Source organism: Bacillus sp. SG-1 (genome assembly GCF_000181495.1).
Taxonomy (GTDB): Bacteria; Bacillota; Bacilli; order Bacillales; family Bacillaceae_B; genus Rossellomorea.
In genome coordinates this window covers 1-13,893 of sequence record NZ_ABCF01000069.1, presented here as the reverse complement: position 1 = coordinate 13,893, position 13,893 = coordinate 1, and the positions used below count along the sequence as shown (strand labels likewise).

At 44.6% G+C, this 13,893-nt stretch carries 11 protein-coding genes; all 11 read right to left on the bottom strand.

The genetic code is table 11. From position 1 onward, the window contains the following. Positions 1 to 1,632 (bottom strand): glycoside hydrolase family 13 protein (locus tag BSG1_RS16570; RefSeq protein WP_006838318.1); only part of this gene is annotated, 1,632 nt, incomplete at its 3' end. Between the two features lie 148 nt (positions 1,633 to 1,780). Next, a complete protein-coding gene (locus tag BSG1_RS16565) occupies positions 1,781 to 2,602 on the bottom strand; it encodes a carbohydrate ABC transporter permease (RefSeq protein WP_006838317.1) in 822 nt (273 codons plus the stop codon). Continuing rightward, positions 2,602 to 3,465, bottom strand: coding sequence for a carbohydrate ABC transporter permease (locus tag BSG1_RS16560; protein ID WP_044023055.1), 864 nt, complete (start codon positions 3,463 to 3,465; stop codon positions 2,602 to 2,604). Before BSG1_RS16560 ends, BSG1_RS16565 begins: the two co-directional genes overlap by 1 nt. 87 nt (positions 3,466 to 3,552) lie before the next feature. Then, positions 3,553 to 4,791, bottom strand: a complete 1,239-nt coding sequence (locus BSG1_RS16555; protein WP_006838315.1) for an ABC transporter substrate-binding protein — start codon at positions 4,789 to 4,791, stop codon at positions 3,553 to 3,555. 112 nt (positions 4,792 to 4,903) lie between these two features. After that, entirely contained in the window at positions 4,904 to 5,917 is a 1,014-nt protein-coding gene (locus BSG1_RS16550) for a LacI family DNA-binding transcriptional regulator (RefSeq protein ID WP_006838314.1), read from the bottom strand. Positions 5,918 to 6,754: 837 nt separating this feature from the next. Next, complete coding sequence (locus tag BSG1_RS16545) at positions 6,755 to 8,356, bottom strand: glycoside hydrolase family 13 protein (RefSeq protein WP_006838313.1); 1,602 nt, start codon at positions 8,354 to 8,356, stop codon at positions 6,755 to 6,757. A 213-nt stretch (positions 8,357 to 8,569) separates the two neighbouring features. After that, entirely contained in the window at positions 8,570 to 8,725 is a 156-nt protein-coding gene (locus BSG1_RS20535; protein ID WP_006838312.1) for a DUF1540 domain-containing protein, read from the bottom strand. Between the two features lie 166 nt (positions 8,726 to 8,891). Beyond that, positions 8,892 to 9,362, bottom strand: coding sequence for a DUF305 domain-containing protein (locus tag BSG1_RS16540; protein WP_006838311.1), 471 nt, complete (start codon positions 9,360 to 9,362; stop codon positions 8,892 to 8,894). Positions 9,363 to 9,521: 159 nt separating this feature from the next. Beyond that, positions 9,522 to 10,970, bottom strand: coding sequence for a glycoside hydrolase family 32 protein (locus tag BSG1_RS16535; RefSeq protein ID WP_006838310.1), 1,449 nt, complete (start codon positions 10,968 to 10,970; stop codon positions 9,522 to 9,524). A gap of 2 nt (positions 10,971 to 10,972) precedes the next feature. Next, entirely contained in the window at positions 10,973 to 11,926 is a 954-nt protein-coding gene (locus BSG1_RS16530) for an aminoimidazole riboside kinase (protein ID WP_006838309.1), read from the bottom strand. A 587-nt stretch (positions 11,927 to 12,513) separates the two neighbouring features. After that, positions 12,514 to 13,890 (bottom strand): sucrose-specific PTS transporter subunit IIBC, encoded by a 1,377-nt coding sequence (locus tag BSG1_RS16525; RefSeq protein ID WP_044023056.1) that lies wholly within the window; start codon positions 13,888 to 13,890, stop codon positions 12,514 to 12,516. Between the last annotated feature and the right edge of the window lie 3 nt (positions 13,891 to 13,893).

Here is a 13,893-nt window from a genome sequence, read left to right as displayed (position 1 = left end):
GATATCTTCGTCAGCATCAACGTTGTAATTGCTGATGAAGAGTTCTTTAGTGCCGCCTTCCAGTTCTGCCGGCAGTTCGAACACCGGTGTGTCACCTGAGAAGTTCAGCATGACAATCATCTTCTGGTCTTCATACTCTCTCACGTAAGCATAGATTTTGTCGTGCTCCGGCATGATGAGATCATAAGAACCGTAAACCATGATTGGGTTTTCTTTACGAAGTTCGATCAATTTTTTATAGTAGTGGAAAACGGAATTTGGGTCTTCCATTGCCTGCTTCGCATTGATCTCTTTGTAGTTCGGGTTCATCTGGATCCAAGGCGTGCCTGTTGTGAAACCGCCATGGTCGCTGTCATCCCATTGAATCGGAGTACGTGCATTGTCACGGCCTTTCACATAGATGGATTCCATGACCTTGTCATGATCCTCCCCGTTTTCAATCACTTTTTCACGGTACATATTCAGGATTTCAATATCCTTGTAGTCATTGATCGAATTGAAGCGGACATTCGTCATCCCAAGCTCTTCTCCCTGGTAAATGTACGGTGTTCCTTTTAATGTATGAAGGAATGTAGCGAGCATTTTTGCTGATTCCACGCGGTACTCCTTGTCGTTGCCGAAGCGGGAAACCATACGCGGCTGATCATGGTTATTCAAGTACAAGCTGTTCCAGCCTTCCTGTTCCAGTCCTTTTTGCCACTTTGTAAAACTGTCGCGAAGTGCGCTCATTTTCATCGGTCGAAGATCCCATTTTCCATCAGGACCTGAGTCAAGGTCAACATGCTCGAATTGGAAAACCATGTTTACTTCTTTTCTGTCTTCAGCTGTATAAAGCTTGGCTTCCTCGACATCCACACCAGGCATTTCACCGACTGTCATGACATCATAACCGGAAAGGGCTTTTTCATGCATTTCCTGCAGATAGTCATGGATTTTCGGCCCGTTCATAAAGTATTTTCCGCCTGGAGCATACTTCTTTCCTTGAGGCAGTTCTGCATCCGGCAGGCCGTCCACTTTTGAAATGAAGTTGATGACATCCATACGGAAGCCGTCGATGCCTTTGTCCAGCCAGAATTTCATCATGTCATAGATTTCATCACGCAGCTTCGGATTTTCCCAGTTGAGGTCTGGCTGCTTCTTGCTGAACAAATGAAGGAAATATTCTTCTGTCTGTTCATCATACTGCCAAGCAGAGCCGCTGAAGCAGGATTCCCAGTTGTTAGGTTCCTTCCCGTCTTTTCCTTCTCTCCAGATATAGTAGTCGCGATATGGGTTATCTTTTGATTTTCTTGATTCCACGAACCACGCATGTTCATCCGAGCTGTGGTTGACCACAAGATCCATGATCAGCTTGATGCCGCGGTTATGCATTTCCTCTAAAAGACGGTCCCAATCAGCCATTGTCCCGAATTCATCCATGATGCCGCGGTAGTCGCTGATATCATAACCGTTATCATCATTCGGAGATTGATAGACCGGTGACAGCCAAATGACGTCGATACCGAGTTCCTTCAGGTAATCCAGCTTTGAGATGATTCCATTGATATCGCCGATTCCGTCGCCGTTGGAATCTTTGAAACTGCGAGGATATATTTGATAGATGACCGATTCTTTCCACCATTGTTTAGTCATTTGTAATGTCTCTCCTTCTCTTATGGATAGTATGTTGATTATATCATGCAAACGTTTGCGCTAACAGGAAGGAACTCTTTGAAAATTCCTGAGAGTTCCCTTTTCACTTTTTTAACGAGGACAGCAATCATGGTACTGTCCTCAGAAATTACTTGATCGCCCCTTTAGTAACGCCGCTGATGATCCATTTCTGTGCAAAAATGTAGACAAGGATCATTGGAGCCAGCGCCATCAGGTAGGACGCGAAAGCAAGGTTGTAATCTGTACTGAACTGTCCTTGGAACATGTACTGTACAAGCGGCAATGTTGCCATATCGCTGTCACTCAAGATGACAAGTGGAAGCATGAAGTCGTTCCACGCCCAAAGACAAGTCAGGATCCCGACTGTTGCGTTCATCGGAGTGAGAAGCGGGAAGATGACTTTCCAGAATACTTTCCATGTACTTGCTCCATCCACGATCGCCGCTTCTTCCAGCTCTTTAGGAATCGATTTGATATAACCGACATAGACAAAGATATTGAACGCCAGTCCATAAACGATGTATAACAGCATCAATCCGACAATATTATCAAGTCCCCATGAGCTTGTCTGCTTAACGATCGGTAGCATGATGATTGGAAACGGAACAAACATCGCGCTGACAAAATAATAGAATAGGAACTTATAAAACTTTTTATGAAGGTTGCGCGCAATGGCATACGCGACCATCGAGTTCGTCAATATTGTAAAAATAACAACCACGATGGTGATCAGAAAACTGTTTTGGAAAGCGTTAAAGAAATTGGTGATTTCAATGGCCTCCAGGTAGTTTTCGAACCTCCATTCTTTCGGCAGCGCCCATAATGAATCGGCCAGCTCCTGAGGTGTTTTTAAAGAGATGGTAATCGTTAAATACAGCGGAAATAGAATGAGCAGAGAGCCTACAATCAATAATGATGTGATTAACCAGTTGGGCTTTTTGGCTTTCATTACATTTCCACCTCTCTTTTCTGCAGAATACGAATTTGAATCACTGAGATGACCACGATGACGATGAAGTAGATGACCGCGTTGGCAGATTGATAAGCGAACTCTCCGCCTTGGAATCCTCCGCGATAGATTAATAGCGAGATGGATTCAGTTGACTGCCCCGGTCCGCCTCCTGTCATCGCAACGATCTGGTCAAAGACCATCAGGAAGTTCTTCATGGCAAGCACCATGTTGATGGTGAAAAACGGAGCAATCATCGGGAATGTGATATTCCAGAACTTTTTCCACGTATTCGCCCCATCAATGCTTGCTGCTTCATATAAGTCATTTGAAATCGTCACAAGACCCGCCAGGTATAAAATAGTATTGAAGGCAACGGCCTGCCATACGGCTACAATGACAATTCCCAGCCAGGCGAGATCGGGATCTCCCAAAATGTTCGTTGTCAATGACTCAATACCGGCCTTTTCAGCAATTTCCGGAAGAAAATGTGAAAAGATAAAGTTAAAAATATATCCGACGATCAAAATACTCAAGATATTCGGAAGGAAATAAACGGCACGCAATGTTTTTTGAAATTTAATCTTGGCATTCAAGCCCATTGCGATCGTCAAACTGATGACATTTACAAGAATCGTAGAGACTATCGCAAACTTAAAGGTAAAACCATAGGCATGAAAGGCTCTATCATCCTTGAACACATTGAGGTAGTTTTTCAGCCCAACAAAGTTATAGTCCCCATAGCCTTTCCAATCCGTAAAACTGTAGAAAATTCCTTGTAAAGCAGGATAAGTATGAAAAATAAAAAAGAGGGCCAATGCAGGGATGGTCATAAGGAAAAAGGCTGTTTTCTGCTTATGCATGATTTGATCACATCCGATCACTTAATTTTTCTGTTTTAAAGCAGAAAGGATAAGTTTTCGCTTATCCTTTCCCCTTTGATGAAACTATTAGCGGTTTTGTACTTTCTCCCACTCTTTGTCGATCTTGTTCAAGAATTTGTCTGTATCTTTCTTGATAAGGAATTCTTGAATCAGGTTCTCAGCACCCATTCCTGCCGGGTAGTAGTGATCCGGGAAGCTTGTGATCGCGCCAGTTTCAAAGTTAGTTTTGATCCCTTCCATTACAGGGTCTTCCTGGTATACTCCTTCAATGGCAGAGAAGGCAGCCTGCTCGTCAATATAGGACTTTGCATTTTCTTCTTGAATCATAAAATCGATGAATTTCTGAGCTTCTTCCGGATGCTCTGTGCTTTCAGTTGTCGTCAACAGTACGTCAACTCCGGAAACAAGTCTGTTTTGATCCGGCTCATTTGTTACAGGCATCGCGAACACACCAAGTTCGATATCCGGATTTGCTTTCTTGATCTCAGGGATCGCCCAGTTACCTTGCAGGTACATGACACTTTCACCTTTAGCAAAAGCTGTATTTCCATCGCCGTAAGCTTTACCCATGTTATCTTTGTGACCGTACTCCAACAGTGTCAGCATTTTCTCTGCAACATCCTGATAGTCTTCCTGGAAGCTTGCTTCACCGGCATTTTTCTGGCTGGCAAAATCTTCAGGAGCCGCGTTGGCTGCGATGGAGTTCCATGGAATCATCGCTGTCCATGCATCTTTCAATGTGAAGTAAATTGGTGTCTCGCCCGCTGCTTTCGCTTTTTCAGCGATTGCAATGAATTCATCCCATGTCTTTGGAATTTCTACACCAAGCTCTTCAAATTTCGCCTTATTGTAGATGACTGCGTTTGCATTCGTTGCGTAAGGGATACCATAAACGCCTTCTTTTTCATCTCCTACAAGTTTGCCAATCATTTCAAGGTAAGCAGGCTGGATTTTGTCTGTAATTTCGCTGTCAGAGAAATCATTCAGGACACCTGCTCGCGCTAATTCACCGTAAGTCGCATTGCCGCCAATAGACATGATATCCGGCAGGTCGTTCTTCGTTAAGCGGGATTTCAATACTGTTTCCGCTTCCGGAGGAGCATTCAATTCAATGTCGATATCAGGGTTTTCCGATTCGAACTTTTTGATCAAGTCTTTATACGTATTGATACTTTCAGATTTATTAGAGAAAAGTTCCAATTTCACTTTTCCGTCTGAAGCTTCGTCTCCGCCTCCGCAGCCTGCAAGTATTGACGCACCAAGGATAGCTGTTGCTGTTAGTCCTGCAATTTTCTTGAATTTCATCTAGAATCTCTCCCTTTTTAAGTTAGGTAAACGTTTACGTAATTAGCTAAAAAAAAGTGAATTGGGTTTGCTGATTAATCGTGTAAACGTTTACGTAAATGTCTAAAAAAAATTATTTTATTTCTTTTACACTCTGTCTCTCTATTATGGAGTGTCCGATAATCCGGCTTTCTGCTGTTTCGCCTGTTTCCAGCATCTTGAATAACATACTGGCTGCTTTCTCTCCCATTTCCTCCAATGGCTGTGCCACTGTGGTCAACGGCGGGATCGACATTTCGCCCAAAGGTAAATTATCATAACCGATGATGGATAAATCATCCGGAACCTTTATTCCCATTTGATAGGCAGCAGACAGTGCTCCGACAGCCATTTCATCACTTGCAAGGAATACGGCAGTTAAGTCAGTTGTTGAGGACATAAGTCTCATTAACCCCTGTAAGCCGTCTTCAAAACTGAATCCGCGGGAGGTGACGATACTTTTTTCTTCCACCTGGATACCGTGTGATTTAAGTGCATCCTTAAACCCTTCCATCCTCGGCTGACCGGCAATCATATCGCTCGGATTCCCGCTGACCATACCAATGCGGCGATGCCCTTTTTCTATGAGATACTCTGTAGCAGAGTAGGCAGCATGGCGGTCATTTACTTTGACGTAGGGAAGCGAGTAACGGTAAGATTCCGTAGACACCAATACAATCGGGACATTCATATTTGAAAGGAATTCATAATACTCGTCGGTGATCACTTCACTGACGAAAATGATGCCATCTATCCTTTTTTCCTGAAGCACCTTAAGATACTTTAATGTTTTTTCCCCTTTTGATGCCGTGTTACAGACGATTACACTTGACCCCCGCTGATGGACTAGGTCTTCCACACCCTTCAGGATGCTGGATGAAAACATGTTGGAGACACTCGGAAACAGAACGGCGATGGTTTCTGATTTTTTGTTTATTAAGCTCCGTGCCAGGCCATTCGGCTGGTAATTCAATTCCTGGATGGCGTTCAGAACCTTTTCTTTTGTAGCAGCTCCATAACCGCCAAGGTCATTGATCACCCTTGAAACCGTCGCAATCGACACGTTTGCTTTCTTGGCTACATCTTTAATTGTGTGTATTTTTGTCACCTACTTAACAAACAAAGGATTTAAGTAAACGTTTACGTTGTTGCAAATAAATCATAACACGACTTGTAAACCCTTTCAATCTTTTTTTAAAAAATGCATTTACCATAAAATAACATTGGTTTGATATTTTCTTAAAGCCAGTGTTAGTTTATTCCCCCAAAAAAAGTTAGTGCTGTGATTTCCGCTGCAGGTGTACGACTCCGCGGGGCGGGCGGTGAACTAAAAAGTGGAAGCGGCCGTTCAGCGACGTACAGATTTCAGTGCTCTCGCATGAGATAAAGGAATCACGAAGAGCGCAGCGATTCGATGATGACTTATCGCAAGGAGAGAGACCGAAATCTGCTAGTCGCTGGCCGCTGGAACTAGATTGGCCTCCTCGGGTTCCCCTGCTTAAAAAGTGGAAGCGCCCTGTTCAGCCCCGACAGGCAAATGTTCCTCAGAGAAAAAAAGGTGGTCTTTCCTTTTATTCTCTGAGGGTTATTTGACCCCGAGGGGCTGGGTTACGTTCCAGTGGGTACGTAACCTCGGGCGCTGCAACTGGATTGGGGGTCTCATCTGTCCCGCTGGTCCCGCAGGAGGTCGTACACCTTCCGCTTCAATCTGGCACAGTGTGAAAGCATAACTATTTATCAGAACAATTGAAACAAAATTGCACTAACAGACTTATACTCAATTGCTTTAACCTTGGCTAAGCTACTAAAAGCAGTGTGCTACCATTTTCAATAGGAACCAATATCAACCATATTAAATGGACGAAATCGCATATGATTTCGTCCTCAAATTACTTTGTTTTCTTCGCTTTTCTCTTCAATCCGTTTTCCTTACAGATTCATAGACTTATAGCTGATAGATCCTTGCTTCATACGGGGCAAGTTTTTGCTGAACTGAATCCTTGTAGTTCCCGATAAGTAAATCAGCGTTTTCGAAGGAGATGAATGGGCTCCAGTCTCTTTCCGCGGTTTCATCCGAGATATTTAAGAGTACAAGCCATTTGGTGCCTTCATACTCACGGTAATAGGCGTAGACTTGTTCGTCTTCTTCTAGAATCGGTTCATAAGTTCCGTAAGTCATAATTTCATTTTGTTTTCTTAAGGTTATCAGCTTTTGGTAGAAGAAATAAATCGAGTTTGAGTCCTGCAGTGCGTTCTCTACATTGATCTCCTGGTAATTTGGATTGATGTTGATCCACGGCGTGCCTTCTGTAAAACCGGCATTCTTTTCAGCTTTCCATTGCATCGGCGTTCTTGAATTATCCCGTGCTAACGGCAGCAGCTCTTCGAAGACGGTTTGCGGGTCTCTCCCTTTCCCTACTTCTTCCTTGTATTTATTTTTCATGGCAATGTCATTGTAGTCTTCAATGGAATCAAAACGCACACCTGTCATGCCGATTTCTTCACCCTGGTAAATATAAGGGGTGCCTGGAAGTGTATGCAGCATGGTGGCAAAGCATTTCGCTGATTCCTCACGATAGATTGTGTCATTCCCGAAACGGGTCACAAGACGTGTGTGATCATGGTTGTTCAAGAATTGCGAGTTCCATCCGCGTCCCCAAAGTGACTCATACCATCTTTTTTGGATGGATTTGAACTCCAGCATATCCCAGTTTTCCATGTAGTCGCACACTTCAAAATGGAAAAGGGTATGAAGTTCCTTTCGCTCCTCTTCTACATACAGCGGGCCTTCTTCTGCTTTTACAAAAGCGAGTTCGCCGACCGTCAACAGGTCATAATGCTGAAGCACCTTTTCATTCATTTCCTGGAGATACTCGTGGATGCCCGGGTTGTTTCCAAGGTAAGAGATGTCTTCGGGATTCTCAGCATCAGGGAAGCCCTCTTGTTTAGCGAGGATGGCAATAGCATCCATGCGGAAGCCATCAACTCCTCTGTCCAGCCAGTATTTCATGATGCGGTAGATTTCTTCACGAACTTCACTGTTTTTCCAGTTGAGGTCAGGCTGTTCCACGGCAAAAGAGTGGAAGTAATACTGTTCGGTTTTTTCATCATACTCCCAAGTGGAAGGACTGAAATAGGAACGCCAATTGTTCGGCTCATCTCTCCAGATATACCAGTCCCGCTTCGGATTATCCTTGGAAGAGCGAGATTCCAGGAACCATGAATGTTGATCAGAAGTATGATTGACAACCAGGTCCATGATCATTTTCATGCCGCGGGCGTGAATTTCATCGATGAGACGCTGGAAGGTATCCATCGTTCCCGCTTTCGGCATGATTGCACAGTAGTCAGAAATGTCGTAGCCGTTATCCACGTCCGGTGATTCGAAACACGGATTCAGCCAGATGACATCCACCCCAAGTTCTTTGATGTAATCCAGCTTCTGGATCACTCCTTCCAGATCTCCATAACCGTCTCCATTGCTATCTAAAAAGCTGCGCCAGTACACCTGATACACAACTGCTTCTTTCCACCACGTTTTATCCATTCCGGTTTTCTCTCCTTTAAATCAAATTAATAGATTAACGCTAGTATACTATGTAAACGTTTACGTTGGTAGAGAGAAATTATGGAGAAGGCTTGCGCTTTAGTGCTCTACCGCGCGAAGAGGGACTGTCCCTCTTCGCGCGGTAAAGCGCTAAAGGACTTCAATAGAAAGAGAGACAGCCGGTGACCGGCTGTCTCTCTTTCTATTATTTTATTACGCTTCAGGTTCAAATGTCTGACAATCTGTTTCTTCATTTTTTCTTGTTTTGCTGTTGCTGTGGCTGGTTACAAAGATCTGGTCAGCCGTGCATTTTCGACCATCCCTGTTGTATACACAGTTACTTACTTCGCATAATACATCTTGTGCCATAACTGCACACCTCCTAATTTTTTAGTGAACGTATTCTCTAAAACAATAGATGGAGTAGATTGTACCTTTGTTATGTATATACCCTCAGGAGATGTGTTTAATCATTACAACCTTCTGCTAACCAAAAAACTCCGGGGCTGAAACGGGCCCGGAGTCATTTCGTGTTTTATTCCTCTTCTTCTTGTTCTTCAATGTCCTCTATTAAACTCTTCATTTCTGCGATTTCTTTTCGCTGTGCTTCAATGATTTCTTTGGACAGTTCTTTTACCCTCGGATCCTCAATTTCGGCACGCTCACTGGTTAAAATCGCGATGGAGTGATGGGGAATCATCGCTTCCATATAATCCTGGTCATCCACCAATGTCTGGCTTCGCAGCAAGAACAAGGAAAGCCCAAAGACAAGGATGCTTCCGACTACAATCCCGATATTGGCCTTCTTATTTTTCAACATATGAGTCATGAATGCCAGCATGATGACAGCCATAGTGGCACCCATCAACAAGGCCATATACGCTCTTGTCTCACTGAAAAAGACATGGTCGACTTTATAAGTGCTTAAGTATTTGAACATGAACATGACAATGGTCGACGTGACCACCATCGCTCCAAAACGCAGATAAGGTTTCAACTCTCTCACTCCTTTAGAATTCTGGTCTTTCTACTAATACCCGAATTCAAGAAGAGTATTCACATGTTGCACTTTTAGCACTTTAAAGCACGAAGAGGGACAGTCCCTCTTCGTGCTTTAAAGCGTCAACGCACTGAAAGGGACTGTCCCTTTCAGTGCGTTAATGGGTTAAAGTGATTTGAGATTCCACTTACATATGTTAAAGCTTCCATGTCCGGAAGCACTGAAGGTAATGCTTTCATCATTTAGTGAAGGATAGATACGCGATGTGAAACATTCTTCGCCATCATTCAGGAAGATTTCGATCGAAGAAGTATCCAGGAAGATGCGCATTGACTTCAACTCTTTCAGTCTGCATTGCCTCTTCTCTATGAGTCCGTCGACATAGCTCTTCCTCTCAAGCGTAAAAATCTCCTGTTCAGGGTTGTACACCACCCGGCAGCCATCGGCAAAAGATATATCCAGCCATCCTCCGGAAACGGCCACATCCTTAATTTCGAGTTCTAAAGCCTTTCCTTCTACTCCTTCATACTGCCTGCTTTCTTTTTGCAGTTCAGCAGAATATTCAACAGCCTCTCCATCCCTCAGCTGTTTCTGCTCTTCCAGAGGAAGCTGATGCACCTTGCCATCAACCAACTTCAATTCCCTCGGAATCGTCATGCAGTGCAGCCACTTATGGTCAATCGTCGGATGATCCTGCTCGTCCTGATCCGGCACACTCATCCAAGCATACAGGAGTCTTCTGCCCTTATGATCGAGTGTCGTCTGCGGTGCATAAAAGTCAAACCCTCTATCCAGTTCCTCAAAGGAACCGTGATCATATTCACCTTTTTCACCATCGAACTGTCCGATAACATAGCCGGCCTGATAAACATTTTGATATTCCATTCCCTTTGGCTCAAGCCCCTGCGGAGAAAAGACAAGAATATCCTTTCCATCAAGGCTGAACAAGTCAGGACATTCAAACATGTAGCCAAAATAGCCGAGCTTTCCGTCATCTCCACCGGCAATGATTCCTTCATTGTTCCAGTTTTCCAGGTCCTCTGATTTCAGCAGAGCCACCGATCCGTTCAAGTTTTCCGTTTGGGCGCCGACCACCATAAAATAAGTGCCGTCCTGCTCCCAGACTTTTGGATCCCGGAAGTGAGGAGTGAATCCGTCCGGCAACTCCACGACAGGCCCTTTTTTATCAAATTCGATTCCATCCCCCGAAATGGCCAGGCATTGATAAGTTTCACGGTTCCCTTCTTCATCTTTCACATTGCCTGTATAAAATGCATAGATTTTGCCATCATGTTCAATCGCACTTCCGGAGTAGCAGCCATTTTTTTCATACCACTCAGAAGGAGTCAATGCGATTTCTTCATGTTTCCAATTAACTAAGTCCTCGGAAGAATAATGTCCCCAGAACTTGGCTCCATGTCCTGTTTTAAACGGCATCCATTGATAGTAAAGATGATAGACACCGTTATGCTCGATGAAACCGTTCGGGTCATTCAAGAGTCCCACAGGCGGCATCAGGTGATACTTCAAACGGTATGGATCCTGATCTACAATTGTACGATTTTCTTTTACAGCCTCATAGGCCTTAGATCTCAGTTCCTGGTCCCTCGTCATCCTTACTCATCTCCTTTAAGGTGACTCTTTACCTCTTGGAGAGTCGGAAGCGCCGTCATCGCTCCTTTGGTAGAAGCGGCAAGTGCTCCCGAAACCGCAGCAAAAGAGGCCATTTCTCCAGCTTGATCCACAGTCAAGGAAGCGATGTCCCCTTCAAGTTCATTCAGGCGGTACAGCATTCCGGATACAAAGGCATCACCTGCACCTGTCGTGTCCACTGCTCTCACCTTCATCGCCGGTACATGCTTATGTCCGTCTTTTGTATACACATAACAACCTTCCGCGCCCATCGTGATGATCATGAGAGGAATGTTGTACTTCCTCATTTCTTCCACGCCGGCATCTAGCTCTTTTTCACCTGTGATGAATTCAAGTTCTTCCTCAGAAATTTTCAGAAAATCCGCTTTACCGAGCATAGTCACGATCGTTTCTCTCGCATTTTCTTCTGTATCCCATAATCCCAATCTCAAGTTTGGATCATAAGAAACAAGCATACCGTTTTCTTTGGCCAGTTTCACAGCGTGATGTGTCGCTTCTTTGGCTGGGCTTGAAATCATGGAAATTGAACCAAAGTGGAGAATCTTATGGGAGGTGAAATCCGCTTCATCAATCTCTGCAGCTTCAAGGAATCTGTCTGCACTAGGATCAATATAAAAGTCGAAGCTTCTCTCTCCGTCCTCTGCGTTGGTGACAAACACGACGCCCGTTCTTGTGTCAGGTGTCAGGAACATCTGATTTGTACGGACTCCGTAGTTTTCCAATGTATCTTTTAAGAACTCTCCCAATACATCCTTGCCCACTTTCCCTAAAAATGTGGATTTCGCACCAAGGCGAGCAAGTCCTACAGAAACATTCGCCGGTGCACCTCCAGGACTTTTCTGATAAGAAATATTCTCTTGATCCAGAGGGATAAAATCAATCAGGGCCTCGCCCAATGAGATAATGCCATTTTTCATATACGTATCCTCCCACTCACTCTTTACATACAGGAAGGGGCTGACCTATTGATTAAAGTCAACCCCTCTGTTCTGTTTTATTCAGTCTTGCTGTGTTAATCCAACTCACTTTTCTATGCTGATTCAGGTGCGTGACTCCGCGGGGCGGGCGGTGAATTAAAAAGCGTAAGCGGCCGTTCAGCGACGTACAGATTTTAGGGCTATCGCATGAGATAAAGGAATCACGAAGAGCTTAAGCGATTCGATGATGACTTATCGCAAGGAGAGAGACCGAAATCTGCTAGTCGCTGGCCGCTGGAACTAAATTGGCCTCCTCAGCTTCGCTCGCGGGGTTACGTTCCGGTGGGTACGTAACCTTGGTCTCACCTGTCATCAAAAGTGGAAGCGCCACTCTCAGCCCCGACAGGCAAATGTTCCGAAGAGAAAAAAAGGCGCTCTTTCCTTTTATTCTCTTCGGGTTATTTGACCCCGAGGGGCTTGGCGCTGGAACTAGACGTCCCGCTAATCCCGCAGGAGGTCACACACCTTCCGCTTCAATCAAACTTTGATATAAAAAAGAGGGCAACCACTTTTCAAAACCTACAATATTATTTCGCTTCTTCTTTCCATCCCAGGATCAGGGTAGCTGCAAAAGCACCAGCAACTGCGATGATAAATCCGATTCCGTAATTGATCGGGTCTTGGGCGATGGCAAACATCGGGATACCCGTCAAGCCAATACCATTCGCAGCAACTTGAGTGAATACCACATATGCTCCACCAAGTGCACCACCGATTGCAGCCCCGATGAATGGACGGCGATGTTTCAAGTTTACCCCAAAGATCGCCGGCTCAGTAATACCGAGGAATGCAGAGACTGCAGCTGGAACGGCAATTTCTTTTGTCTTTTTGTTTTTTGTTCTGAAGAATACTGCCAATGTCGCGCCGCCTTGGGCTACATTCGCCATTGCCCAGATTGGAAGCAGGTAGTTCGCTCCAACGTTAGCTAAAAGTTCCGCCTCAATTGCATGGAAACTGTGATGTACTCCTGTTAAAACGATTGTGGAGTACAATCCTCCGAAGACAAGACCCGCGATAGGTCCAGCCGTGTTGTATACTACGTCAAGGACGGTTGTAATTCCGTTACCCAATGTACGGCCGATTGGACCGACAATAAGCAGAGCAACAAAACCAGTGAAAATGACTGTTAAAAACGGTGTAACAAGTAAATCTACTGTATTTGGAACAACTTTACGTAAACCTTTTTCAATTTTAGCCATGATATAAACGGTCAGCAATACCGGAATGACGGTACCTTGATACCCAAGCATCTGAACACCGAAACCAAAGAAATCAAGTGTGGACGGCTCTGCATTTGCCAATCCCCACGGATTCAACAAAGCAGGGTGCGTCATAATTCCCCCGATTACTGCCCCAAGGTAACCATTGCCGCCAAATTCTTTCGCTGCACTGAAACCAATCAGAATCGGCAGGATGATAAATGCCGCAGATGAAAACATATCAAGCATGACAACTAGTCCACTTTCAGGATCTACCCAGTTATACGTTTTCATAAGGCCAAGCAGTCCCATCAACATACCCGCGGCAACGATGGCTGGAATGATCGGTACGAAGATGTTAGATAATGTACGGGCAAAACGCGCGAATGGATTCATTTTTCTTTTCGCCGCATCACTATGGGATACGCCTTCTTTTGAAGACTCATCTTCCATGGAAGCGCCCACTAACGGCCCGAATTCCTGATAGACCTTGTTGACCGTTCCGGTACCAAAGATAATTTGGAACTGGCCTGAGCTGGAAAATGCCCCTTTCACTTCATCCAATTCTTCAATTGCGCCTTTATCGATCTTGCTTTCATCATCTATCACTAAACGAAGGCGGGTGGCACAGTGAGTAGCACTGATGACATTGTCTTTGCCGCCTAACAATTTAACAAGCTGCTGAGCTGTTTCTTTGTGATTCATGTT

Coding starts and splice junctions, on each gene's coding strand:
- BSG1_RS16560 (WP_044023055.1), bottom strand. CDS start 3,465: ATGCATAAGCAGAAAACAGCCTTTTTCCTTATGACCATCCCTGCATTG.
- BSG1_RS16555 (WP_006838315.1), bottom strand. CDS start 4,791: ATGAAATTCAAGAAAATTGCAGGACTAACAGCAACAGCTATCCTTGGT.
- BSG1_RS16545 (WP_006838313.1), bottom strand. CDS start 8,356: ATGGATAAAACGTGGTGGAAAGAAGCAGTTGTGTATCAGGTGTACTGG.
- BSG1_RS16565 (WP_006838317.1), bottom strand. CDS start 2,602: ATGAAAGCCAAAAAGCCCAACTGGTTAATCACATCATTATTGATTGTA.
- BSG1_RS20535 (WP_006838312.1), bottom strand. CDS start 8,725: ATGGCACAAGATGTATTATGCGAAGTAAGTAACTGTGTATACAACAGG.
- BSG1_RS16535 (WP_006838310.1), bottom strand. CDS start 10,970: ATGACGAGGGACCAGGAACTGAGATCTAAGGCCTATGAGGCTGTAAAA.
- BSG1_RS16530 (WP_006838309.1), bottom strand. CDS start 11,926: ATGAAAAATGGCATTATCTCATTGGGCGAGGCCCTGATTGATTTTATC.
- BSG1_RS16525 (WP_044023056.1), bottom strand. CDS start 13,890: ATGAATCACAAAGAAACAGCTCAGCAGCTTGTTAAATTGTTAGGCGGC.